The 22711-nt window shown below is 67.2% G+C and carries 23 protein-coding genes; 11 read left to right on the top strand and 12 right to left on the bottom strand.

What is annotated here, in order from left to right; all coding sequences use genetic code 11:
• The first annotated feature begins 570 nt into the window (after positions 1–570).
• The 3 genes from ACQR1B_RS23620 (at position 571) to ACQR1B_RS23610 (ending at position 3714) form a co-directional block, all read left to right on the top strand.
• Positions 571–1599, top strand: coding sequence for a PrsW family intramembrane metalloprotease (locus ACQR1B_RS23620; protein ID WP_434833962.1), 1029 nt, complete (start codon positions 571–573; stop codon positions 1597–1599).
• Positions 1600–1816: 217 nt separating this feature from the next.
• A complete protein-coding gene (locus ACQR1B_RS23615; protein ID WP_434833961.1) occupies positions 1817–2404 on the top strand; it encodes an HdeD family acid-resistance protein in 588 nt (195 codons plus the stop codon).
• Positions 2405–2628: 224 nt separating this feature from the next.
• The gene (locus ACQR1B_RS23610; RefSeq protein WP_434833960.1) at positions 2629–3714 is read left to right on the top strand and encodes a 3-deoxy-7-phosphoheptulonate synthase; all 1086 of its coding nucleotides are present in this window, start codon (positions 2629–2631) and stop codon (positions 3712–3714) included.
• Between the two features lie 63 nt (positions 3715–3777).
• Here ACQR1B_RS23610 and ACQR1B_RS23605 read toward each other — a convergent pair whose 3' ends face one another.
• Genes ACQR1B_RS23605 through epmA form a run of 3 tightly spaced genes read right to left on the bottom strand, consistent with a single transcriptional unit; the run spans position 3778 to position 6206 of the window.
• A complete protein-coding gene (locus ACQR1B_RS23605) occupies positions 3778–4026 on the bottom strand; it encodes a hypothetical protein (protein WP_434833959.1) in 249 nt (82 codons plus the stop codon).
• 36 nt (positions 4027–4062) lie between these two features.
• On the bottom strand, positions 4063–5157 hold the full coding sequence (locus tag ACQR1B_RS23600) for a lysine-2,3-aminomutase-like protein (RefSeq protein WP_434833958.1): 1095 nt from the start codon (positions 5155–5157) through the stop codon (positions 4063–4065).
• Complete coding sequence (gene epmA, locus ACQR1B_RS23595) at positions 5154–6206, bottom strand: EF-P lysine aminoacylase EpmA (protein WP_434833957.1); 1053 nt, start codon at positions 6204–6206, stop codon at positions 5154–5156. The genes ACQR1B_RS23600 and epmA overlap by 4 nt, the downstream gene beginning before the upstream one ends.
• Before the next feature lie 138 nt (positions 6207–6344).
• Between epmA and efp the strand changes: the two genes are divergently transcribed.
• The 3 genes from efp to ACQR1B_RS23580 all read left to right on the top strand — a co-directional run bounded on the left by efp (position 6345) and on the right by ACQR1B_RS23580 (position 8911).
• Positions 6345–6911 carry an elongation factor P gene (gene efp / locus ACQR1B_RS23590; protein WP_434833956.1) on the top strand — a complete coding sequence of 189 codons (567 nt, stop codon included), beginning with the start codon at positions 6345–6347 and terminating at the stop codon, positions 6909–6911.
• 51 nt (positions 6912–6962) lie between these two features.
• Positions 6963–8570, top strand: coding sequence for a M23 family peptidase (locus tag ACQR1B_RS23585; RefSeq protein WP_434833955.1), 1608 nt, complete (start codon positions 6963–6965; stop codon positions 8568–8570).
• Positions 8571–8647: 77 nt separating this feature from the next.
• The gene (locus ACQR1B_RS23580) at positions 8648–8911 is read left to right on the top strand and encodes a hypothetical protein (RefSeq protein ID WP_434834058.1); all 264 of its coding nucleotides are present in this window, start codon (positions 8648–8650) and stop codon (positions 8909–8911) included.
• A 390-nt stretch (positions 8912–9301) separates the two neighbouring features.
• Here ACQR1B_RS23580 and ACQR1B_RS23575 read toward each other — a convergent pair whose 3' ends face one another.
• Together ACQR1B_RS23575 and ACQR1B_RS23570 are read right to left on the bottom strand one after the other, a co-directional pair.
• Positions 9302–9484 carry a hypothetical protein gene (locus ACQR1B_RS23575; protein WP_434833954.1) on the bottom strand — a complete coding sequence of 61 codons (183 nt, stop codon included), beginning with the start codon at positions 9482–9484 and terminating at the stop codon, positions 9302–9304.
• Between the two features lie 58 nt (positions 9485–9542).
• A complete protein-coding gene (locus tag ACQR1B_RS23570; protein WP_434833953.1) occupies positions 9543–10010 on the bottom strand; it encodes a carboxymuconolactone decarboxylase family protein in 468 nt (155 codons plus the stop codon).
• 53 nt (positions 10011–10063) lie between these two features.
• Between ACQR1B_RS23570 and ACQR1B_RS23565 the strand changes: the two genes are divergently transcribed.
• Together ACQR1B_RS23565 and ACQR1B_RS23560 are read left to right on the top strand one after the other, a co-directional pair.
• Entirely contained in the window at positions 10064–10576 is a 513-nt protein-coding gene (locus ACQR1B_RS23565) for a MarR family winged helix-turn-helix transcriptional regulator (protein ID WP_434833952.1), read from the top strand.
• Between the two features lie 59 nt (positions 10577–10635).
• On the top strand, positions 10636–11856 hold the full coding sequence (locus ACQR1B_RS23560) for a lytic murein transglycosylase (protein ID WP_434833951.1): 1221 nt from the start codon (positions 10636–10638) through the stop codon (positions 11854–11856).
• A 207-nt stretch (positions 11857–12063) separates the two neighbouring features.
• Here the strand turns inward: ACQR1B_RS23560 and ACQR1B_RS23555 are convergent, their stop codons facing one another.
• Positions 12064–12858 (bottom strand): NYN domain-containing protein, encoded by a 795-nt coding sequence (locus tag ACQR1B_RS23555; protein WP_434833950.1) that lies wholly within the window; start codon positions 12856–12858, stop codon positions 12064–12066.
• A 275-nt stretch (positions 12859–13133) separates the two neighbouring features.
• On the opposite strand from ACQR1B_RS23555, the gene ACQR1B_RS23550 reads away from it, so the two are divergent.
• On the top strand, positions 13134–13535 hold the full coding sequence (locus tag ACQR1B_RS23550; protein ID WP_434833949.1) for a hypothetical protein: 402 nt from the start codon (positions 13134–13136) through the stop codon (positions 13533–13535).
• 192 nt (positions 13536–13727) lie between these two features.
• Positions 13728–13928, top strand: a complete 201-nt coding sequence (locus tag ACQR1B_RS23545; RefSeq protein WP_434833948.1) for a hypothetical protein — start codon at positions 13728–13730, stop codon at positions 13926–13928.
• A gap of 401 nt (positions 13929–14329) precedes the next feature.
• Here ACQR1B_RS23545 and recJ read toward each other — a convergent pair whose 3' ends face one another.
• The gene (gene recJ, locus ACQR1B_RS23540; RefSeq protein ID WP_434833947.1) at positions 14330–16171 is read right to left on the bottom strand and encodes a single-stranded-DNA-specific exonuclease RecJ; all 1842 of its coding nucleotides are present in this window, start codon (positions 16169–16171) and stop codon (positions 14330–14332) included.
• Between the two features lie 274 nt (positions 16172–16445).
• Here recJ and ACQR1B_RS23535 point away from each other — a divergent pair, with 274 nt between their 5' ends.
• Positions 16446–17534, top strand: coding sequence for a methyl-accepting chemotaxis protein (locus tag ACQR1B_RS23535; RefSeq protein WP_434833946.1), 1089 nt, complete (start codon positions 16446–16448; stop codon positions 17532–17534).
• 23 nt (positions 17535–17557) lie between these two features.
• Here the strand turns inward: ACQR1B_RS23535 and ACQR1B_RS23530 are convergent, their stop codons facing one another.
• From ACQR1B_RS23530 to ACQR1B_RS23510, 5 genes are all read right to left on the bottom strand, one after another.
• A complete protein-coding gene (locus ACQR1B_RS23530) occupies positions 17558–18277 on the bottom strand; it encodes a haloacid dehalogenase type II (protein ID WP_434833945.1) in 720 nt (239 codons plus the stop codon).
• Positions 18278–18292: 15 nt separating this feature from the next.
• Positions 18293–19294 (bottom strand): class II fructose-bisphosphatase, encoded by a 1002-nt coding sequence (glpX, locus tag ACQR1B_RS23525; RefSeq protein ID WP_434833944.1) that lies wholly within the window; start codon positions 19292–19294, stop codon positions 18293–18295.
• Between the two features lie 204 nt (positions 19295–19498).
• Positions 19499–20818 carry a homoserine dehydrogenase gene (locus tag ACQR1B_RS23520; RefSeq protein ID WP_434833943.1) on the bottom strand — a complete coding sequence of 440 codons (1320 nt, stop codon included), beginning with the start codon at positions 20816–20818 and terminating at the stop codon, positions 19499–19501.
• Between the two features lie 39 nt (positions 20819–20857).
• A complete protein-coding gene (locus tag ACQR1B_RS23515) occupies positions 20858–22078 on the bottom strand; it encodes an LL-diaminopimelate aminotransferase (RefSeq protein WP_434833942.1) in 1221 nt (406 codons plus the stop codon).
• Between the two features lie 210 nt (positions 22079–22288).
• Entirely contained in the window at positions 22289–22651 is a 363-nt protein-coding gene (locus ACQR1B_RS23510; protein WP_434834057.1) for a hypothetical protein, read from the bottom strand.
• Between the last annotated feature and the right edge of the window lie 60 nt (positions 22652–22711).

The raw sequence follows: 22711 nt of genomic DNA, 5'->3' as shown, positions 1-22711 counted from the left end.
GCGAACCAAGGCGCGGCATCGCCCTCGACGTGATCGCGCCGAGAATTGTATGACGGGTCGCGTAGGAAGGATGGGCACCCATGAGAGTTCTTCTTGTCGTCGTTGCGTGCGTCGTCAGTCAGGCCGCCTTGGCCGAGGGCCTGGAATGCCGGCGGGTCGCCGATCCCACCCCGAGATTGAGCTGCGTGGAGACGCCCACAACGGCCCAGGCGCCAGCACCGTCCCGAACCGACGCCTGGACGCCGGTCCAGCCTCGCAGGGAGACGCCGGCACGTGACGGCGATGCTGCCGCGCCGAGATCCACCCGGACCTGGTGATGTCGCTGGCCTGCTCCGATCGGACAATTCCCGAGACGACGGCCGCCAGTGAGAACGTGTCGAGGCGCGACGGTCTCACGCAGCTGACAGATCCGATAGGCGTCCCCGCGCCGTCTTCCGGGTCCGATGATGCTTCCTGCGGCGTCATGGCCTGCAGGTTGGTCTTGCCGTGCAGCCGCAGACCGATGACAAATCAATGCCACGCACGGAAGGGGAACGCGGTTTCGCCGGCGGCATTGGACGATCGGACAACATGGCTTATCTGCCACCACAAATGAACCTGCTCGAAGCCCTCCCGACCGTCATCGGCACCGCCGCGATCGCGCCCGCGCTTCTGATCCTGTGGCTCGTGGTCGCCGCTGCGGACAATTCCGGCCCTCCGCTCAAGATCTGGACCGCCTTCCTGCTCGGCGCGGCCAGCGTCGTGCTGCTCGGCGTCGTCAGGATGCCGTTCCACAACATCGGCCTGTCGATCGACAATCCCTGGACGGCGCAGCTCAGCCGCGCGCTATTCAGCGTCGCGCTGCCCGAGGAGATCGCGAAGGTGGCCGTGATCGCCGCCATCTCGTCGCGGCGCCGGCAGTTCGGCAACGCCATGGACACGGTGTTCTACGGCGCGGCGGTCGGGCTCGGCTTCGCCGCCTACGAGAACCTCGCTTATCTGGTCCAGCATGCCGAGATGTGGCGCTCGCTGGCGGTGTTGCGCAGCGTGCTGACGGTGCCGTTCCACGGCGCGCTCGGCATCATCGCCGGCGCCTATCTCGCGATCGCCCGCACCGGGACGGCGCTCGGCGCCAACCGCCACAACCGCGACTGGGCCCGCATCTCGAGCTGGGCGCTCATGCTGGCTGCCCCGGTCGCGCTGCACGCTGCGTTCGATTATCCGCTGCTGATGCTGCAGCGAGGAACCGGCCTCGATCCGACGATGCGGCTCTGGCTCGGCGGCGTCAGCGTGCTGATCGGATTCTCCTCGATCGGGCTCGCCATACGCCTGGTCCGCAAAGTGGCCCATCACCACACGCCGCGAACGGACGTCGCGCGCGCCCGGCTGAGCCAGTTGCGCCGGATGTGGGCGTTGCTGCTGCTCGGCGGCGCGGCCGGCTTCATCGGGCTCGGATTCGTGCTGACCTCGGTCCGGCACTGGCTGCTCAACCCCGACCGCAACCTCGCCGGCGTGCTCGTTCCCCTGGGACTGACGGCCATGGTGCTCGGCGCCGCGCTGCTGATCGTCACGATGACGATCTACATCTTCGGCCGCAACCGGATGCGAACGACGGCGTAGCCTGGATGGCCGGACCTCGGCACGCCGCGCGGCCGGTACCTCGCCTGCCGTACTCTGCGCTTCCCGCGAATTTTGCTCACGATGCCCTTTCGCATCCGCCGTGCCGAGTGCTGCCACGAACTCTTCGTCCTTTGCGCTTGTCCAGGCCGCGGCGGCTCACCATCTCGGGGGCGTGTGGGCGCCACGTTCGGCGCTTCGAATTTGTCGGAGTTGGATCATGACCCTTCCCCAGGATGCCGTCCCGCCCGAGATCGAGCGCATGAGGTCGCGAATGAGCGCGGCGGTTCAGGCCCATTGGAAGGCTTTCCTGATCGAGGGCATCCTGCTGGCCGTTCTCGGCCTCGCCGCCATGATCCTGACGCCGCTGGCCAGCCTGGCCGTCACCATCTTTCTCGGCTGGATGTTCCTGATCTCGGGCATCGCCGGGCTCGCGCTCACCTTCTGGGTGCGCAGCATGCCGGGTTTCTGGTGGTCGCTGCTGTCGGCGGTTCTCGCCATCGTCGCCGGCTTCATCCTGGTGGCCCAGCCGGTCCAGGGCACGGTGACCCTGACCGTGGTGGTCGGCGTCTATTTCCTCGCCGAGGGCGTGGCCACGATCATGTACGCGCTGGAGCACCGGCGCGAACTGTCCGGACGCTGGTCGTGGCTGGCGATCTCGGGCGTCGTCGACATCGCGATTGCCGGCATCATCATTTCCGGGCTGCCGGGCACGGCGATGTGGGCCATCGGCCTGCTCGTCGGCATCAACCTGCTGTTCGGCGGGCTGTCGATGATCGGCATGGCGCTCGCCGCCCGCAACGGCTGAGCCGGCGTCGCAGGTTTTGACACGCGGCCGCGAGGCCGCTATAGGATCACCATGATCAACGCCGCCACCAGCTTCTATTGGTACTTTAGCTACGACAGCTCGCTGGCGGCGGGAGGATCGCGCTCAATCTGACACATTGCAGCAAGATATCCGAACAAGCCGCCAGACCGCCTGGCGGCTTTTTTTATGGCCGGCAGGAGCGCACAAGACCGCAGGAGCACGCCGTGCTGAGCACCACAGACGATCTTCGTATCAAGCAAATCGAGGAGTTGAGCCCGCCGGTGGAGGTGATGGGTGAAATCCCTCGCACCCTCACCGCGACCCGTGTCGTGATGGCCGCGCGCAACGCCATCCACGCCATCCTGACCGGCGCCGACGACCGCCTGCTGGTCGTCGTCGGCCCCTGCTCCATCCACGATCCCAACGCCGCGATCGATTATGCCGGCCGCCTCGCCGCCCTGCGCGAGCGCCTCGGTGACCGGCTGGAGCTCGTGATGCGGGTCTATTTCGAGAAGCCGCGCACCACCGTCGGCTGGAAGGGCCTGATCAACGATCCCGGTCTCGACAACTCGTTCGACATCAACAAGGGTCTGCGGCTCGCGCGCAACGTGCTGTCGGCCGTCAACAATCTCGGCCTGCCGGCGGGATGCGAATTCCTCGACATGACGACGCCGCAATACATCGCCGACCTCGTGGCCTGGGCGGCGATCGGCGCCCGCACCACCGAGAGCCAGATCCATCGCGAGCTCGCCTCCGGCCTGTCGTGCCCGGTCGGCTTCAAGAACGGCACCGACGGCAACATCCGCATCGCCACCGACGCGGTGAAATCGGCGGCGCATCCGCATCATTTCATGGCGGTGACCAAGGGCGGCCGTTCGGGCATCGCGGCCACCACCGGCAACGAGGACTGCCACATCATCCTGCGCGGCGGCAGCGGCCCCAACTACGACGCCACGCATGTCGAGCAGGCGTCCGCCGAACTGGTCAAGGCCGGCCTGGCGGCGCGGCTGATGATCGACACCAGCCACGCCAATTCCAGCAAGAAGCCGGAGAACCAGCCGCTGGTGGCGAGCGACATCGCGCACCAGCTGGCCCGTGGCGAGCAGCGCATCATCGGCGTGATGATCGAGAGCCATCTCGTGGCCGGACGGCAGGACGTCAAGCCCGGCGTGCCGCTGACCTACGGCCAGAGCATCACCGACGGTTGCATCGGCTGGGACACGACGGTCGAGGTGCTGGAGCAGCTCGCCGACGCCGTCGCGGCGCGGCGAACCAAGGCGAGCGACACCATGCGCGAACGCTCGGCTTGAGGCCGGATGAGTGGCTGATGGATGAATCGCGCGGCGCGTGTCTTGCGCGCCGCCGGGGATCGATCAGCAGCCGCGGCAGATGCTCTTGATCTTGCGGTCGAGCTCGCGGTCTTCCTTGCTCACGCCGCTCATCGAATTGTCCTCGGCCTGATCGGCCTTCGGCAGATCGGCCGGACGCGGTTGACGGTGGCCTCGCGGTGCTTCCATCGACGACGGCCCTTTGGCGGCGCCGGAGGAGCTGCCGCCCTGGGCCAGCGCTCCGCCATCGGCCACGAGAACCAGGAGCCCCATCGCGATCACAAGTCTATTCATGTTGCTCCTCCGTGTCAGCGGAATCGGCGCGTCAGATCATTCGCCCGCAGGCGGATAGAGGTGCGCCTCGCCGCAATAGTCAACCACACGATAGCGCGTTTGCGCAGCCGCAGCATGATCCTGCTCAACAGAATCCTCGGCACTGATGTATTGCGGCCCGACCGGCGCCTTGCCGTAGCCGCCGGGGATGTCGAGCACGTAGTCCGGCTGGCACAGGCCCGACACGCGGCCGCGCAGCGACCGGATCAGCGCCTGCCCGTGTGCCAGGGTGGTGCGCAGATGCGCCGTGCCCGGCGCGAGGTCGCCGTGGTGCAGATAATACGGCTTGATGCGGGTCTCGACGAACGCGCGCATCAGGGCCGCCAGCGTGGCCGCGTCGTCATTGACCCCGCGCAGCAGCACCGACTGGCTCACGAGAGGGATCCCCGCGTCGATCAGCCGCGCACAGGCCGCGCGCACCGGCGGGCTCAATTCGCGCGGATGGTTGGCGTGCAACGCGACCCAGGTCGCGGCGCCCGGCACCTGGAGCGCGTCGACCAGGGCCGGCGTGATGCGCTGGGGATCGGCGACCGGCAGGCGGGTGTGGATGCGGATGATCCTGACGTGGTCGATATCAGCGAGATCGGCCATGATCTCCTTCAGCCGCCGCGGCGACAGCATCAGCGGATCGCCGCCGGTGAGGATCACCTCCCAGATGTCGCCATGGCCGCGGATGTAGTCGAGCGCGCCGCGATAGGCCTCCTCCGACAGCGCATTGTCCTTGCCCGGCCCGACCATCTCGCGGCGGAAGCAGAAGCGGCAATAGACCGCGCAGACATGGACCAGCTTGAGCAGCACGCGGTCGGGATAGCGGTGAACGATGCCCGGCAGCGGCGCATGCGCATCGTCACCGATCGGATCGCCGCGCTCGCCGGGCGCTGCGTTCAGTTCGTCCACGCTCGGCACGAATTGGCGCGCGATCGGATCGTTGGGATCGTCGGCGTCGATCAGATCGGCCAGATGCGTGGTCACCGCGACCGCGTAGCGCTGCGCCACGCGCTCCAGCGCCGGCTGCTCGGCCGGGTCGGCGAGGCCCTGCGCGACGAGGTCGGCTGCGCTCCGCAGCGTCGTAGGACGTTCGATCCTGTTCATCTCTCTCCTGCCGGCGGCGTCCACACCACCTGATCGATCCTGACCGCGCCGGCCGCCAGCATGACCAGGCGATCGAAGCCGAGCGCGACGCCGCTCGCCTGCGGCATCTCGGCCACAGCGGCGAGGAAATCCTCATCGAGCGGATAGCGCTCGCCATAGCGCCGCTGCTTCTCCGCCATCTCGGCTTCGAATCGAAGGCGCTGCTCCGACGCGTCGGTGAGCTCGCCGAACCCATTGGCGAGTTCGACGCCGCAGGCATAGACCTCGAACCGTTCGGCAACCCGGGGCTCGCCGGCCTTGACCCGCGCCAGCGCCGCTTCCGGCGTCGGATATTCATATAGCACGGTCAGACGTCCCTGCCCGAGATGCGGCTCGACATGCTCGACCAGCACCTTGCTGAACAGGTCCGACCAGGTGTCGTCGTCGCTGATCCGGATCCGGCCATCGGCCGCGGCCGCCAGCGCGTCACGGTCGCCCGTGCGGTCACGGATCGTCGCCAGCAGGTCGATGCCGGCATGGCGGTCGAAGGCGGCGGCGACCGTCAGCAGCTCCGGCTCGGCAAACGGATCGGCGGTCCGGCTGCGGAAGGCAAACTGCCGAATTCCGGTCGCCTGGGCGGCATGGGCGATCACGACCACCGTGTCGGCCATGATCGCATCATAGGGCGCCTCGGCCCGGTACCACTCCAGCATGGTGAATTCCGGCAGATGCAGGTCGCCGCGCTCGCGGTCGCGGAACACGCGGGCGAACTCGAAGATTCGGCGCTCGCCGGCCGCCAGCAGCTTCTTGCAGGCGAATTCCGGCGAGGTCCTGAGATACCGCCGATGCCGGGTTCCATCCGCCCCGGTCAGTTCGGTGGCCGGCGCGTGCAGATGGGTCTCGTTGCCGGGCGAAACCTGCAGGATGCCGGTCTCGACCTCGGTGAACCCCTGCTCGTCGAACCAGGCCCGCAAGCCGCGCATGACGGCGGCGCGCGCCAGCAGGAATGGCCTGATGTCGGCGTGCCGCTGCGGCGACCACCAGGGGGACGGAGACGGCTCTCGGGACATCAGGGCATCGCCCGCGGGCGCCGCAAAAGACTGGCACCGCCGGACAAAATCAGTATGTTGCGCCCCGAAACCGCATTCCGCGCCGCGTGGCGCCCCGGCTCCGTCCGCGGTCCCCGTTCAATATCAGGAAAAACAGCTTTGAAAGTCATCGCCAGCTCTATTCGCAAGGGTAACGTCATTGAGCAAGACGGCAAGCTCTACGTCGTCGTGACCGCCGAGAACATCCATCCTGGCAAGGGCACCCCGGTCAGCCAGATCGAAATGCGCCGAATCAGCGACGGCGTGAAGATCTCCGAGCGCTTCAAGACCACCGACCAGGTCGAGAAGGCGACGATCGAAGAGCGCAACTTCACCTTCCTGTACGAGGATGCCGACGGCTTCCACTTCATGAACCCGGAGACCTACGACCAGGTCCAGGTGCCGAAGGACGTGGTCGGCACCCAGGCGGCCTATCTCCAGGAAAACATGACGGTCAAGCTGTCGATGCACGACGTGGTGCCGGTGGCGATCACCCTGCCGCAGCGCGTCACGCTCGAGGTGGTCGAGACCGAGCCGGTCACCAAGGGCCAAACCGCGTCGTCGTCGTACAAGCCGGCGGTGCTCTCCAATGGCGTGCGCACCGGCGTGCCGGCGCACATCACAGTCGGCACCCGCATCGTCGTCATGACCGAGGACGGCTCCTATTGCGAGCGCGCCAAGGACTGAGCCTGATGCGCGGGGCAGCGGAATGAACTGACGCCGGGGGGCGCTGAGGGATTGGGGGCACGGGTCACCATCGTCTTCGCCGCCCTGGCGGCGATCCACACGCTGACGCCGACGGCGCAGGCGGCCGATGCGTTCGCGACGCCCGCCGTCACCATCAACCGCGCCGACTGGCGCGCGGCGATGGACCAGCTCCGCTCCGAGCTCAACGCGGCGCCCGAGGTCGCCGCCGACTTTGCGCTCACGGCGCGCCGGCGCAGCGTCGCCGCCGATGATCCGCGCCAGCGGCCCGCGCTGGTCCAGCTCAACGGCGTGACCTCGGCGATTTTCACGGGGATCGGACGCAGTCCGGTCCCCGTTTTGCTGCCCTTCGACACCACGGCCTATCTCGCCGCACGCCGGAAGGGCGCAATCGATCCGCAAGCGCTGCCGCGCCATCAGGCGGACTTCCAGACCGATCTGTTCGATGCCGGCCCGTCCGGCTACGACGCCGTGTTCTCGCTGCCGACCGAGGCGACCTCGGGCCTGCCGTCGCGCGTCTTCGCAAGGCCGGTCGAAATCCAGATCACCGGCTCCGTCCTCACCTACGACGTCGCCGATCCCGCAGGCGGCAAAGGCGAGAGCGTCAAGGCGCTTGCCGCGCAATATCCGGATCTGCGCCGCTTCATCCGTGAAGGCTACGTCCGCTACGCCTTCACCCGCTTCGGCGTGCCCTATGTGGTCTCGATCCAGTGCCTCGACAGCGCGCCGCGACCGCGGCGACTCGCCTGCCGCGAGGCCAGTCCGATCGCCGAGCGCTTCCTGAAGGCGCTGCGCATCGCCGGCGGCCAGCCGCGGCGCCTGCCGCCGGAGATCGCGCCGGCGGCGATCGAACGGCCGCCCGCGCCCGATCCGGACTTCACCTATCGCCCAGCCGGCGACATCGTCGTCAACAGCGGCGCCCGCGGCCAGAGCGGACGCGCCGACCTCACCGCTTATTCGCAGATCCGCTATCCGCTCGACGCGCCGGCCTATGTGCATTCGCAATCGTTCGGCCGCCGCCGCGCGAGCGACAAGTTCGACCAACCGTGGAGCCAGTACCCCTGGCGCGACAATTTCTGCGAGGCCCGCAGCTTCAATGTCGGCCAATGCGCCAGCGGCTTCGGCCATCAGGGTCAGGACATCAGGCCCGGCGCCTGCCCGGTGCGCCGCGACGGCCCGGAGGCGTGCGACCCGTGGCGGCAGCGCGTGCTCGCCGTGCGCGACGGCGTCGTGATCCGCTCGACCCGGCAGCAGGCGGTGACGGTGCAGGTCAACACCGGCACCGAGCACATCCGTTTCCGCTACATGCACATGAACCCGTCGGCGCTGGATGCCGACGGCCTGTTGAACGGCCGCAGCCTTCGCGAGGGCCAGCCGATCGGCGTGGTCTCGAACTATCTCGACCACCCCAACGGCACCACGCGCCATCTGCATTTCGACGTCCAGCTGTTCACGCGTGACGGCTGGATCTGGGTCAATCCCTACATGACCCTGATCGCGGCCTATGAGCGGCTGATCGGCGGCCGCGGCCACGAGATCGGGACGGAGATGGTCTCCTCGTCCGTTGCCGCTCCGGCCATCACGGGCACGCTCCCGCCGGCCGCCGGCCCTCAGGCTGACGCCGTGCACGCCCCGAACTGACGGCGTCCCCGGCCCCCCGACAGGGCCCGGAACCCATTGCGTCCGCTCCGGGTTGTCGACCGACAGGAGGACGACGGATCGTGACAGACAAACCGCAAAGCAGAACCGGAGCCGCGCTGGTCTCGGCAGCGATCGCCTTGGGGTGCGTCGGCGCGCTGACGGTGCTGGTGCGCGACCGTTGGCATCCGCCGGAGATCAAATCCGCCGAACAGGCACGGCTCTCGACCACCGGCCAGGTCGCTCGTGCCGCCGGAGCCCGCGTGATGCCGACCGAGCCCAGCCTCGCTTTCGAACCCAAGCCGGAAGGGCCGAAGCGCGCACAGCCCGCCAATCCGTTCTGAGGGGACCACATGCGCGAGCGGAATACACAATTTATCAGCGAGCCGTCAGCGCTTCTCGCAGTTGCGGCTACAAGCGCGCTCTGAATGTCTGCGAAGCGCATTCCGGTTCAGCCGGACAAAACGTGCGAGCAGACAAGAATACGAAGCATCGCGGCTGCGCTCCTCTCCCCCGTCCTGACCAGAGCTATCGCATCTGACCAGTCCGAGTGTTTCGCGAAACGTTTCCACATCGTCATGCCCGGGCTCCGTCCCGGGGCATGACGACGTGGAGACAGACGAGCGCAACACTTCGATCGTCAAATCCGATAGCCCTGCCGACGGGTCAGGGTGAGGGCAGCCACGCGATCCGTCCAGGTCATTAGACAAGTAGTCGTTCGCCGCACGCTGCGATCACGCCGACCATTTGTCCTCTTCGCGGCGGTGCTCCTCGGCGTTGAGGCGATCGGCGATCTCCTGGGCCATCGCATCGGTGTTGGCGCGTGCGATCGGCTTGCCGTCCTGGCGGCAGACACACCCCTTCCCGGCCTCGAGCGGAAAATCATCGGGCTTGAGCGGCTCGTTCGGCTCCGTCATGCGCACCTCCTCTGCTTTGGAGGCCCAACTCGCATCTCGCCGCCCGGGTTCCCGCCGTTCAGGCAGGCCGTGCGGGGCGCTCCGCCGGCGTCCAGCGGAACGCGACACCGTAGCGGTTCCAGAGGTTGATCACGCCGATCGCCGAGGTCAGGAACACCAGCTCGGCTTCCGAGAACTCCGCGCGCGCCAGCGCGTAGACCTCGTCGCTCACCCCGCCATCCAGCTTCGTCAGCGCCTCGGTGAAGGCCAGCGCCGCACGCTCGCGGGCCGAGAATTGCGGCGCCTCGCGCCATACCACCACGAGATTGATCTTGTCGGCGGAGATGCCGAGCTTCTCCGCCAGCAGCAAATGATGCTGCACGCAGAACGCACAGCCGTTGATCTGCGACGCCCGGATCTTGACCAGCTCGAGCAACTGCTTGTCGAGGCCGGCCTTGGCCGCCTGCTGGCTCACCGCAAGAATGGCGTCATACAGCTCCGGCGCCTGGCTCCGGAACGTCGTGCACTCGCTGCGCGCATGTGACATGGGTCATCTCTTATGTTATCAGCCTTCTGATGACTTATCAGAGCTCTGATATCATGCGCAAGACGACCTCCCGCAAGACAACCCCTCGATCGGCGCCGCGACGCATCGCGCCATCCCTGCCGGTGCCCGGCGAGGGCAAGCGCGGCGAGGACGGCCACCTCGCCTATCTCCTGCGCCAGGCCCAGGCGGCGGCGCGGCTGTCGCTCGACCGCGCGCTCGCCTCGACCGGCCTGACCCATCCGCAATTCGTGGTGCTGACGATGCTGAAGGCCTATCCGGGCCTGTCCGGGGCCGACTGCGCCCGCGTCGCGCTGCTGACGCCGCAGACGGTGAACGTGATCATCGCCAACCTGGAACGCGACGGCGCCATCCAGCGAACGCCGCACCCCATCCATGGCCGGGTGCTGCAGTGGAACCTGACCCGTCACGGCCTCGCGCTGCTGGCCAAGGCGCGGCTGAAAGCAACTGCACTGGAGCGGCGGCTAGCCGGCGGCCTGGACGGGCGGGACCTCGCCATCATCAGGCGCTGGCTGGCGCAGGTGGCCACCGAGCTGCACGGCACGTGAGAGTTCCCGCCCGTCGCGGGCTTTGCCGGTCCCGGCCCGGAGCGGTTAGACTGCCGTCCATGACCCAGCCCGATTCCCTGACCCGCCGCGCCCTGCTCCGCTCCGGCATCGGTGCCGCCGCGCTGCTCGTCCCTGCCTTGCCGGCCTCCGCGGCGCCTGCCGAATTCGAGGCCTGGCGCGACGGCTTTCGCGCCCGCGCGCTCGCCAAGGGTATCTCGCAGGCCACCTGGATCCGCGTCATGGCCCGCATCGAGCCCGACATGACCGTGTTCAAGGAGATGCGCAACCAGCCCGAGTTCAAGGAGCAGCTCTGGCAATACATCAACCGCCGCGTCTCCGACTGGCGCGTCATCAACGGCAAGGTCGCGCTGCAGAAGAACGAGGCGCTGTTCGCGCGCATCGAGAAGGATTTTGGCGTCGAGCGCGGCACCTTGTTGGCGCTGTGGGGCGTCGAGTCCGCGTTCGGCGATCCCCTGGTGCAGCAGAACCACATGCGCCCGGTGTTTCCGGCGCTGGCCGCGCTCGCCTGGAACGAGCCGCGCCGTAAGGCCTATTGGGAAACCGAGCTCACCAACGCGCTCAAAATCGTCGACCGCGGCTGGAGCACGCCGGAGGAGATGCGCGGCTCCTGGGCCGGCGCGATGGGCCACACGCAATGGATGCCCGAGGTGTGGCTCAACGTCGGCTTCGACTACGATGGCGACGGCAAGATCAACCCGTTCGGCCGCCCCGACGACGCGCTCGGCTCGACCGCGCGCTATCTCGTCAACCGCGGCAAATATCATCGCGGCGAACACTGGGGTTACGAGGTGCGCGCGCCCGGCAACATGTCGGGCAGCCGCAGCTACGCCGCCTGGCAGGCGGCCGGCGTGACGCGTGCCGACGGCCAGCCGTTCCCGCAACCGAACGCCTCGGCGCAGCTGTGGATTCCGGTCGAGGGCGGCCCCGCCTTCCTGCTGGGTCCGAACTTCTATTCGGTGAAGTCCTACAATCCGGCGATGAGCTACGCGCTCGCGATCTGCCATCTCGGCGACCGCATCCTGGGCAGCCCGCCCTTCCTGCAGCCCTTCCCCGGCTCCGAGCGCGCGCTCACGCTCGCCGAAGTCCAGGAGATGCAGAAGCGCCTCACCGCCGCCGGCTTCGACACCGGCGGCACCGACGGCCGCGTCGGCAACGACACCATGAAGGCGATCCGCGACTTCCAGGCCAAGGCCGGCCTCCAGCCAGCCGACGGCTATGGCGGGCTCAAGGTGCTGGCGAAGCTACGGCAGGGTGGGTGAGCTGCGAAGAAAAGGGAGGGTGGGCAAAGGCACAGCGGTGCTCTCACGACCTCCGAACTCGTCGTGGCGCCGTGCCCACCATCCCACCGCTGAGCACGCCGCCCGAAGGTGGGCACGCTGCCGCCTTCGGCGGCGGCTTTGCCCACCCGGCCTCGCTTGTTGTCAAGAGCGCGACTATCAAGCTGACATCAACACGCGCAGGCAATATCACGACTTGGCCTGATCGCGCTGCCCCGCCTTCGGCGGCTTCGCCTTGGCGTGCGAGCCGCCCGCCGTCTTGACGCGGATGCGCACCGAGCCGCCGCCCTTGGTCTGCTCCTCGAACTCGAAGGCGCCGGTCTTGCGCACGAGGTCGCTCAGCTTGCGGCAGCCATAGGTCCGCGGATCGAAGTCGGACACGAGGTTGGAGAGTTGCGTCCCGACGACGCCGAGCGCGACCCAGCCGTCCTCGCTCTCCATCTGCGTGATCACCTTCTCGATGACGGGCGTGGCGGCGCTGATCGGCAGCAGCGATTTCGGTGCAGCCATGCTGTCGGCATCCTTGCTGCTCGCAGTGCCGCCACGCAGGTTCTCCGTGTAGACGAAGCGGCGGCAGGCCTGCCTAAAGCTCTCCGGCGTCTTCTGCTCGCCGAATCCGAACACATCGATGCCCTGCTCGCGGATGCGCGCCGCGAGCCGCGTGAAATCGCTGTCGGACGACACCAGGCAGAAGCCGTCGAACCGGCCGCTGTGCAACAGGTCCATCGCGTCGATCACCAGCGTGATGTCGGACGCGTTCTTGCCCGTGGTGTAGGCGAACTGCTGCTGCGGCACGATGGCATATTTGGCCAGCGTATCGGCCCACGGCTTCGAGCGCGGACTGGAGAAATCGCCATAGATCCGGCGCACGCTGGCCTCGCCGATCTTGGCGATTTCCTCGAACAGCCCGTCCACGATCTTGGCCGAGGCATTGTCGGCGTCGATCAGGACCGCAAGACGAGGCGAGCGCGTTTCGGATGCCATCACATATCCCTCAAGGTGACCTGGGTCTCGTTCCCTTATACGCGGCCCGCGATCGCTTCAGACAAATTTCCTGAGGAAAGGCGGAACGGCGCGGCGTGGTGTCGATTCGTCCCGACGAACGACCGATGGAAGGCGCCGGGAGCACGGCGAGGGCGGCCAACCATTCGTACACGAACAAAATCGGCGGTCCGGGTCGATTCGAACATCGGCTTTCACCTTCCCTTAATTCCCGCCCCACGACGATAGGCGGGACCCCACAGCGCGATCGACGGCAGATGATGAAGGACGGCACCTATTCCGCCTGGTTCAGGACCCCCAAGGGCCAGGGAACGGGCATCGTCGAACTCGTGGGCGGCAAGGTCTGCGGCGGCGATAGCGTGCTGAGCTATGCCGGAAGCTACGAGGCGCATGGCGATCGTTTTACCGCGATCATCACGACGAGACGTCACACCCCCGGACAGCCCTCGCTGTTCGGCCCGGACGAACTGACCCTGAGCCTCGAAGGCTGCTGCAGAGGCACGCCCGTCACCTGCGCCGGCTTTGCGGCCGAAGCTCCCGACGTGCCATTCGAAGCCATCCTGCTGTTTTCGGTGTCCGACGACGCCGTGCCTCCTCCCGTTCCGCGGCCGATCCCGAAGTTCAATCCAGCCCCGCTGCCGAAGCCGTCCTGGCGCTGAGCTTCAAATGGCCGTGCTCTGAGATATGCTTCGGATTATTTTGGCAAGCCACATCAACGACCTGTCTCTGACGAGTCGCCGACATCCATATTTTCCGCTTGCATTTATTCCGAAAATCGGAAATATTGCCACCATCTCGTCCTCATGAGAGGGGCGCTTCGCGATCGTCACGAACGTGGAGGGCGGGATGCGGTGGCCGCGATCGGTCGCAGCGTGCTGAGGCGCGCCGACGAACGGCAGGTTGCGGACGTGAAGTCGCGTGGTCCTGGCGCCCCGACGCTGGCGCCAAGTTGGTGGGTGATGATGATCACACCGACGACGGTGGCTATCAAGCCGGACACCGGGGAGATCGCGTATAATCGTGAAAACCATCGCGCAGGGAATGCCGGTTGAAACGGCTTTGCCTGTGGTGACTGCCGCCTGCTTTTTTTGATGCAGGCGGGCCATGGGTGGGGCCTTCACCCGGCATTCCCTGCGCCCTCTCTTATCAGGAGGGTCTTTGACGATGCATCACTCGGGCGCGAATGCGCGGCGAGAACGAACGGTCATGCTTGTACTTGGTCGTGTGAGGCACGATGCGCGTCACACGCTCCACTGTCGTCCCGGGCAAGCCGCGCGCGCGTAGCGCGTGGGGCGCCGACCCGGGATCCATACCCACAGGGAGACCTGCGTGGCACGATCGCAATGGGCATCTCGTCCTCACAACATCTGCTGCGGCGTATGGGTCCCGGATCGGCGCTTCGCCGACGCGAGCGTCGGCGAAGCTTGTCCGGGACGACACTGTGAGTGTGGCTCTACCTGATCATCGCCGGACCATGATCCGGCACGGCAACATCCAGCACGCGCAGTTGCACGCGCTCGACGCCCTGGTAGCGGTCGACGGTAAGGGTGCCGGCGACATGCAGGATCTGGCCGCGATGCTGTTGCAGCGCATTGCCGAGCTTCTGGCCGACCGAGCGGAACGCGATGGCGTTGACGGTGGCGCCGTCGCCGGACTTGAAGCGCAGCTTGAGATGCGCCTGCCCGACCTCGTCGGCATAGACGAGCTGATGCGACGGCAGCGCCACGATCGGCTCCGGATTGCCGCTGCCGAAGGGGCCGGCGCGGTTGAGCGTCGCGACCAGCTCCGGCGTCGCGGCGCGCGCGCTGATCGCGCCGTCGATCAGGATCTCGTTGACGTGGCGCGCCTCGGCGACGTCGGCGGCGAGCGCGCTTTCGAGATAAGCGCGAAACTCCGCCAGCCGCTCCTTGCGCAGGGTGACGCCGGCAGCCATCGCATGGCCGCCGCCCTTCATCAGGATGCCCTGCTCCACCGCATGGCGCACCGCCTTGCCGAGATCGACGCCGGGGATCGAGCGGCCCGATCCGGTGCCGATGCCGCCGGGCTCCAGCGCGATCGCGAAGGCGGGACGGGCGAACTTTTCCTTCAGGCGCGAGGCGACCAGCCCGACCACCCCGGGATGCCAGCCTTCCGACGCCGTCACGATGACGGCGCCCTTGTCCTCCAGACCGAGCGAAGCCAGCGCCTCGGCCTCGGCCTGCGCCTCGGCCTGCTGCTCGATGATTCGGCGCTCGCCGTTGAGCCGGTCGAGCTCGGCGGCGATCCGTGCGGCTTCCGAGACGTCTCCCTCCAGCAGCAGGCGCACGCCGAGATCAGCGCGGCCGATGCGGCCGCCGGCATTGATGCGCGGACCCAGCATGAAGCCGAGATGCCAGGCCTCGGGCGGGCCATTGAGCCGTGCGACATCCATCAGCGCGGTGTGGCCGACATGGTCGCGGCGGCGCATCGCGATCAGCCCCTTGGCGACGAAGGCGCGGTTGAGCGCGATCAGCGGTGCGACGTCGGCGACGGTGCCGAGCGCGACGTGATGCAGCATGCCGAGCAGGTCGGGCTCCGGGCGCTCCGCGGTCCAGAAGCCGCGGCCGCGCAGCTCCCTGTTGACGGCGACCAGCGTCACCAGGGTCAGCCCGACCGCGGCGAGATAACCGAGGCCGGAGAGATCATCAGGTCGGTTCGGATTGACCAGCGCCTCGACCTCCGGCAGCTCCTCGCCGCATTGATGGTGGTCGATCACGACCACCGACATGCCGAGCCGCCGCGCCTCCGCCAGCGGCTCGAGGCTGGTGGTGCCGCAATCGACCGTCACCAGCAGGGTCGCGCCTTTGTTTGCCAGCGCACGGATGGCGTCGACGTTGGGGCCATAGCCCTCGAAGATGCGATCCGGAATGTGGATCAGGGGATCGAGCCCGCAATGGCGCAGGTGCCAGGCGAGCAGCGCCGCCGACGTCGCGCCATCGACATCGTAGTCGCCGAAGATCGCGACCTTCTCGCCCCGCACTGCCGCATCGGCGATGCGGTTGGCCGCAGCTTCCATCTGCGTCACCGTGAACGGATCCGGCATCATCTTGCGGATGGTGGGATCGAGGAAGTCCGGCACCTCATCGATGTCGACGTCGCGGCCGGCCAGGACCCGCGCCAGCATCTCCGGCAGCTGATAGCGCTGCACCATCGCCAGCGCCTGCGCCGCGGCGCGGGTCCCGAGCCGGTCGCGCCACAATTTGCCGGTCAACGACAGCCGCACGCCGAGGAACGCGGGCGGCGCGCTCAGGGGCAAGGCGGTGGCGGATGGTGTCATGACGGCGTGAGCCTCGGGCGGCGCAACGATTCGGAAGTCAGCCTGCAAACTATCTGCAATTCGCCGGCCGCAGGGGGTTCCGAAGATGGAAACCACCGGAATTTCGCGGAACTGGTGCCCAATGCGCGTGATTGCCTAACATTTGAGCTATGTTTGAGAGAGTGCATTAAACAGCCGTTAGGCGAACTCCGTACAATTTCCATCAAATATTGAGCCGGCTATTTTCGCGGTCTCCACGCCGACGGAGACGCGCAGCAACATGGAGTTGATACCGATGCTGATTGCGCCTGATCTCAAGAATGCGCCCTCCATCGCGCCCGCGCAGCCCTCTCCCGACAATGACGAGACCGATGTCACCGCGCTGATCGCCCGGCTCACCGGCGAGGTCAACCAGATCGCCTGCGAGAAGACCAGGTCGATCCAGCAGATCACCAATCAGATGAAGATGCTGGCGCTGAACGCGCTGATCGAAAGCTCGCGCGTCGGGGCACAAGGCGCCGGATTCGCGGTGGTGGCACAGGAAGTGCGCGCGGTCGGCCAGCAGGTCGAGACCATCGCACGCGAGCTCGAAGGCCAGTTGACGACCCGCACCGGAAATTTGAAAGGCTCGATCGAGCGCATGACCGAGCGGGCGCGCGGCGAACGCATGGTCGATCTGGCGCTCAACGCCATCGAGCTGATCGACCGCAATCTCTATGAGCGGACCTGCGACGTGCGCTGGTGGGCGACCGATTCCGCCGTGGTCGATTGCGCCGCCGCGACGGACGCGGCGAGCGTCGCCCACGTGTCCGAGCGGCTCGCGGTGATCCTGTCGGCCTACACCGTCTACCTCGATCTGTGGCTGTGCGATCCCAGCGGCAAGGTGATCGCCAACGGCCGCGCCGACCGCTTCAACGTCGTCGGCCAGAGCGTGGCCGAGACCAGATGGTTCCGCGAGGCGCGCGGCCTGCGGTCCGGCGACGACTACGTCGCCGGCGACGTCGAGTGCCAGCCGCTGCTTGGCAATGCCCAGGTCGCGACCTACTGCGCGTCCGTGCGCGAGGACGGCAAGGCCCACGGCAAGCCGCTGGGCGTGCTCGCCATTCATTTCGACTGGGAAGCCCAGGCACGCGCGATCGTCCAGGGCGTCCGCGTCAACGAAGCTGACAAGGCACGCGCGCTGCTGGTCGACTCGGGTCTGCGCGTCATCGCGGCTTCGGACGGCCAGGGCATCCTGAGCGAGCGCGTGTCACTCAGGCTCGATGGCAAGCGCAGCGGCTTCTATCAGGACACGTCCGGACGCACGGTCGCATTTCACGCCACGCCGGGCTACGAGACCTACAAGGGCCTCGGCTGGTACGGCGTGATCGTGGCGGGCGCGTGAGGCAGGAGGATCAGCAAGGCGGATCAGCAGCCGAGCCGATCGGCGATACCGTTGAAGTCAGCGGCGACGATATCCCAGGCGCCGGTGGCCTCGAAGTCGCGGCTCTGCAACGGGCCGTATTCGGTCGGACGGGCGACGAAGGCGGTCTTCAGACCGTAGCGTTGCGCAGCTTCGAGATCGTTGTTGTGCGCGGCGACCATCATGACCTCGCCGGGCGCAAGCCCAAGCAGACGCGCGGCGCCGAGATAGGTTTCGGGATCGGGCTTGTAGTGCGCGAACAGCTCGGCGGAGAGGACGAGGTCCCACGGCAACCTCGCGAACTTCGCCATGTTGGTGAGCAGCGCGACATTGCCGTTGGAGAGCGGCGCGATGATGAATTTGGACTTCAGCCGGGTCAGCCCGGCGACGCTGTCGGCCCACGGATGCAGCCGGTGCCAGCCGCGTGTGAGATGATCGAGATCGACCTCGGTGAGACCGGTGATGCCGAGCTTCGCGACGAGCGTCTCCAGCGAGCGGCGGTGCAGCACGTCGAGGATGAGATAGCCGCGCGCCGGATTCTTGCGCACCTCGTCCATCGAGCCGACATAAAGCCCGCGCCAGCCGTCGACCAGCGCGGTCCAGTCGCCCTCGATGCCGCGGGTCTTCGACCACGCTGTGAAGTCGTCGATCAGGCTGGTGCGCCAGTCGACGACGGTGCCGAACACGTCGAACACCAGCGCCTTGACCATCGAGAGATCAGACATCGCGACGCTCCGCCGTCAGTCGAGGTGGAACTTCTCCAGCTGCCGGTGCTCGGCGCGGATGTAGCGCACCGTGCCGGTGACCGAGCGCATCACGACGGTCTCGGTCTCGATGACGCCGTCCTTGCGGAACTTGACGCCCGACAGCAGCGAGCCGGTGGTGACGCCGGTGGCCGCAAACAGGCAGTCGCCGCGGGCCATGTCTTCGATCCCGTAGATCATCTTGGGGTCGCCGACGCCCATCTTGTGGGCGCGCTCGCGCTTTTCCTCGGTGTCGAGGATCAGGCGGCACTGCATCTGCCCGCCGATGCAGCGCAGCGCCACGGCCGCCAGCACGCCTTCCGGCGCGCCGCCGGTGCCGAGATACATGTCGACGCCGGTGTTGTCCGGGTCGGCGCAGTGGATGACGCCGGCGACGTCGCCGTCGGTGATCAGCCGCACCGCAGCGCCGGTCGAGCGCACGGCCTGGATGATGTCGGCATGGCGCGGACGGTCGAGCACCAGCACGGTGATCGCGCCGGGCTCGACGCCCTTCGCCTTCGCCAGGCGGCGAACGTTGTCGACGGGCGTCGCGTCGATGTCGACGACGCCCTTGGCATAGCCGGGGCCGACGGCGATCTTCTGCATGTAGACGTCGGGAGCATGGAGGAGCGTGCCGCCATCGGCCATCGCCATGGTCGCGATCGCGCCCGGCATGTTCTTGGCGCACAAGGTCGTGCCTTCGAGCGGATCGACCGCGATGTCGACCTTCGGGCCGGCATTGAGGCCGACCTTCTCGCCGATATAGAGCATCGGCGCCTCGTCGCGCTCGCCCTCGCCGATCACGACCGTGCCTTCGATCGGCAGCTTGTTGAGCTCGCGGCGCATCGCGTCCACGGCCGCTTGGTCAGCGGGCTTTTCCTGGCCATGGCCGCGCAACCGCGCTGCCGACACCGCCGCACGCTCGGTCACGCGCACCAGCTCCAGCGTCAGGATGCGCTCGAGCAACAATTGCTGCGGGACGGAAATCTGCGTCGACATCGGTCAACTCCTCAAGGCGTCACGGCGGACATCCGCCATCAAATTCTACCGCTCAAACGTCGCCAGCACAGGCGGCGCACCGATCAGACGGCTGGCCCGGATGGCCGTTTCGCGCCTGCCGACTCCCCCGCTTTGAGCATGAAGTTTGGGCAAACGCCATGCGTTTGTTTGAGCAGGGACAAGCGGTTCCGTGGGCATCATGCCCTAGTTCTTCTCGATCCGGATGACCTGCGGCTTACCGCTGATGACCTTGTCGCGCTGCACCGCCTGCAGGGCCTTGTACACCGCGTCCTCATGGGTCGCATAGGTGATCAGGATGACCGGCACCGGCGCAGCCTTGCCGGCGGCTTTCGCCGGCTCGCTGCCGTTGGGATGGCGCTGCACGATCGACTCGATCGAGATTTTCTGCTCGGCGAGCCGGGTCGCAATGGTCGCCGCCGTGCCGGCATGGTCGCGTGCCAACAAACGGATGTAGTAGCCGCCCTCATGCCGCTCCATCGGCGCCTTCTCGGTCGCCTGCAGCTTCTCGACCGGTCGCCCGAATGGCGCGGCGCGGATGCCGCGAGCGACGTCGGCGATGTCGGCGACGACGGCGGACGCCGTGGCGGCGCCCCCTGCTCCCGGACCGACCAGCGTGATCGGCGGAATGCCTTCGCCGTCAATCGTGACCGCGTTGGTCACGCCCATCACCTGGGCGATCGACGAGGATTTCGGCACCATGGTCGGATGCACGCGCTGCTCGATGCCCTTGGCGGTCCGCATGGCGACGCCGAGCAGCTTGACCCGGTAGCCAAGCTCGGCGGCCGCACGCAGGTCCTCCGGCGCGATCGAGGAGATGCCTTCGACGTAGACGGCGTTCTGCGCCACCTGGGTGCCAAAGGCGAGGCTCGCCAGGATCGCAAGCTTCTGCGCGGTGTCGTGGCCGTGGATGTCGAACGATGGATCAGCCTCGGCATAGCCGAGACGTTGCGCATCCTTCAGGCACTCGTCGAACGACAGGCCCTCCTGCTCCATCCGGGTCAGGATGTAGTTGCAGGTGCCGTTGAGGATGCCATAGACACGGTTGATGCCGGTGCCGGCCAGCCCCTCGCGCAAGGTCTTGACCACAGGAATGGCAGCGCCGACCGCAGCCTCGAAATTCAGCGCGCCGCCATGCTTCTCGGCCGCCTTGGCGAGCTTCAGGCCATGCTTGGCGATCAGCGCCTTGTTGGCCGTCACCACCGACTTGCCGGCCTTGAGCGCGGTGTCGATCGCCGACAGCGCGGGATCACCGGCGCCGCCCATCAGCTCGACCAGGCAGTCGACCTCGGGATCGGCAGCCAGCGCCAGCGGATCCTTGGCCCAGGTGATGCCGGACAGATCGATGCCGCGCTTCTTGGCCTTCGACCGTGCGGTCACGGCGACGACGCGCACCGGGCGCCCTGTCCGCTCGGTGAGCACGCGCCCCTGCTGCTCGATCAGACGAACGACCTCGACACCCACGGTGCCGAGGCCCGCGATGCCCACTCTCAGGGGTGCGACCATGGAATCAAAGAACCTGTCGAAAGGAAAATACCGGAGGGTTCAGCGCCGATTGGCGATGGGAACGACGTTGTGCAACGTTTCGATGCCGCTTTCAAGGAAGCGGCGGACGCCGCGGGCGGCCTGCCGGATGCGCTGCTCGTTCTCGACCATCGCGATGCGAACATAGCCTTCGCCATGCTCGCCGAAGCCGACGCCGGGCGACACCGCGACGCCGGACTTCTCCACCATCAGCGTCGCGAACTGCATGCTGCCGAGGCTCTTGAACTTCTCGGGCAGCGGCGCCCAGGCGAACATCGAGGCCTCCGGCGACGGGATTTCCCAGCCGGCGCGGCCGAACGATTCGACCAGCGTGTCGCGGCGCTTGCGATAGACGTCGCGCATCTCGCGGATGCAGTCGTCCGGACCGTTCAGCGCGGCGGTCGCCGCGACCTGCACCGGCGTGAAAGCGCCGTAGTCGAGATAGGATTTCACGCGCGCCAGCGCCGCGATGATGCGCTCGTTGCCGACCGCAAAGCCGATGCGCCAGCCGGCCATCGAATAGGTCTTCGACATCGAGGTGAATTCGACCGCGACATCCATCGCGCCGGGCACCTGCAGCACCGAGGGCGGCGGGTTCTGGTCGTCGAAATAGACCTCGGCATAAGCGAGGTCGGAGAGAATGAGAATCTCGTGCTTCTTTGCGAATGCGACGAGGTCGCGATAGAAGTCGAGGCTCGCGACATAGGCAGTCGGGTTGCTTGGATAGCAGACGATCAGCGCCAGCGGCTTCGGAATCGAGTGGACGATCGCGCGCTCCGCCGCCTCGAAGAACTGCGGCGTCGGCTCCGACGGCACCGAGCGGATCACGCCGCCGGCCATCAGGAAGCCGAAGGCATGGATCGGGTAGCTCGGATTCGGGCACAGGATGACGTCGCCCGGCGCCGTGATCGCCTGCGCGACGTTGGCGAAGCCTTCCTTGGAGCCCAGCGTAGCGACGATCTGGGTGTCGGGGTTCAGCTTCACCCCGAAGCGGCGGTCGTAATAGGCCGCCTGCGCCCGGCGCAGTCCGACGATGCCGCGCGAAGCGGAGTAGCGGTCGGTGCGCGGCTTGCCCAGGGTCTCCTTGAGTTTCTCGAGCACATGCGGCGGCGCCGGCAGATCCGGATTGCCCATGCCGAGATCGATGATGTCGGCCCCGGCGTTCCGCGCGGCCGCCTTGGCCCGGTTGACCTGCTCGAACACGTAGGGCGGCAGACGGCGGATGCGATAGAAATCTTCCATGGGTCTCTCGGCTCCGGCAACCGGGGGCGGACGAGCCAGCATCGCTGGCTCTGCGGCGCCGCGGGTCATGCCCTGAAATCCGTGCTGAAACATGAGCTTAGCACGGCCTTACGGCCTGGTTGGCGGCGACACGCTGACGTGCGGTTGATTCCGACGTTTTACCATGGACGCCGCGGCGCGCCAGAAAATTACGTCATCGGGCTTGGCGGCTCAGCGGTCCTTGACGCCCGTCCCAGCCGACGCCTGCCGGTCGCGCGCGGCCTTCAGCTCCTTTTCGATCTTGGCGCGCTCTTCCGGCGAGATCATCGGTGTCTCGCGGTCGCGCGGGAGATCGTTCACGGGAAGGTAGCCGTCCGGCTCTCGCGGGCGGGCATTGGCGTCGGCCTCGAGCGACGGCATGTCGGCGATCGGGCTGGAACAGCCGGCGAGCAACAAGGATGCGCCAAGCGCCAATCCCGCCGCAAGGGCGCGTGCCCACGTCCGCCAACTCTGGTCCATCACCCCCGTCACGCCAAGGCTCCCCCTGAACTCCACCAACCGCCAATCGCAACACGGCACATTTTGCCGCAGCACAACCAATTGTCACTCGAAACATTGGCTGCTTGAACAGGACTTCCCCGTGCGCTGTAAACA

The sequence above is a fragment of the Bradyrhizobium oligotrophicum genome, assembly GCF_051168495.1.
GTDB lineage: Bacteria > Pseudomonadota > Alphaproteobacteria > Rhizobiales > Xanthobacteraceae > Bradyrhizobium > Bradyrhizobium oligotrophicum_A.
The sequence above is the reverse complement of the archived record's forward strand: the minus strand, read 5'-3'. Positions and strand labels throughout refer to the sequence as shown.

Excerpts from the sequence above, each read along its gene's own strand:
- ACQR1B_RS23560 (WP_434833951.1), top strand. The coding sequence starts at position 10,636 with ATGACCCAGCCCGATTCCCTGACCCGCCGCGCCCTGCTCCGCTCCGGC.
- ACQR1B_RS23520 (WP_434833943.1), bottom strand. The coding sequence starts at position 20,818 with ATGGTCGCACCCCTGAGAGTGGGCATCGCGGGCCTCGGCACCGTGGGT.
- epmA (WP_434833957.1), bottom strand. The coding sequence starts at position 6,206 with ATGTCCCGAGAGCCGTCTCCGTCCCCCTGGTGGTCGCCGCAGCGGCAC.
- recJ (WP_434833947.1), bottom strand. The coding sequence starts at position 16,171 with ATGACACCATCCGCCACCGCCTTGCCCCTGAGCGCGCCGCCCGCGTTC.
- ACQR1B_RS23565 (WP_434833952.1), top strand. The coding sequence starts at position 10,064 with ATGCGCAAGACGACCTCCCGCAAGACAACCCCTCGATCGGCGCCGCGA.
- ACQR1B_RS23530 (WP_434833945.1), bottom strand. The coding sequence starts at position 18,277 with ATGTCTGATCTCTCGATGGTCAAGGCGCTGGTGTTCGACGTGTTCGGC.
- ACQR1B_RS23600 (WP_434833958.1), bottom strand. The coding sequence starts at position 5,157 with ATGAACAGGATCGAACGTCCTACGACGCTGCGGAGCGCAGCCGACCTC.
- ACQR1B_RS23570 (WP_434833953.1), bottom strand. The coding sequence starts at position 10,010 with ATGTCACATGCGCGCAGCGAGTGCACGACGTTCCGGAGCCAGGCGCCG.
- glpX (WP_434833944.1), bottom strand. The coding sequence starts at position 19,294 with ATGTCGACGCAGATTTCCGTCCCGCAGCAATTGTTGCTCGAGCGCATC.
- ACQR1B_RS23605 (WP_434833959.1), bottom strand. The coding sequence starts at position 4,026 with ATGAATAGACTTGTGATCGCGATGGGGCTCCTGGTTCTCGTGGCCGAT.
- ACQR1B_RS23515 (WP_434833942.1), bottom strand. The coding sequence starts at position 22,078 with ATGGAAGATTTCTATCGCATCCGCCGTCTGCCGCCCTACGTGTTCGAG.
- ACQR1B_RS23575 (WP_434833954.1), bottom strand. The coding sequence starts at position 9,484 with ATGACGGAGCCGAACGAGCCGCTCAAGCCCGATGATTTTCCGCTCGAG.
- ACQR1B_RS23615 (WP_434833961.1), top strand. The coding sequence starts at position 1,817 with ATGACCCTTCCCCAGGATGCCGTCCCGCCCGAGATCGAGCGCATGAGG.
- ACQR1B_RS23535 (WP_434833946.1), top strand. The coding sequence starts at position 16,446 with ATGCTGATTGCGCCTGATCTCAAGAATGCGCCCTCCATCGCGCCCGCG.
- ACQR1B_RS23550 (WP_434833949.1), top strand. The coding sequence starts at position 13,134 with ATGATGAAGGACGGCACCTATTCCGCCTGGTTCAGGACCCCCAAGGGC.
- ACQR1B_RS23620 (WP_434833962.1), top strand. The coding sequence starts at position 571 with ATGGCTTATCTGCCACCACAAATGAACCTGCTCGAAGCCCTCCCGACC.
- ACQR1B_RS23555 (WP_434833950.1), bottom strand. The coding sequence starts at position 12,858 with ATGGCATCCGAAACGCGCTCGCCTCGTCTTGCGGTCCTGATCGACGCC.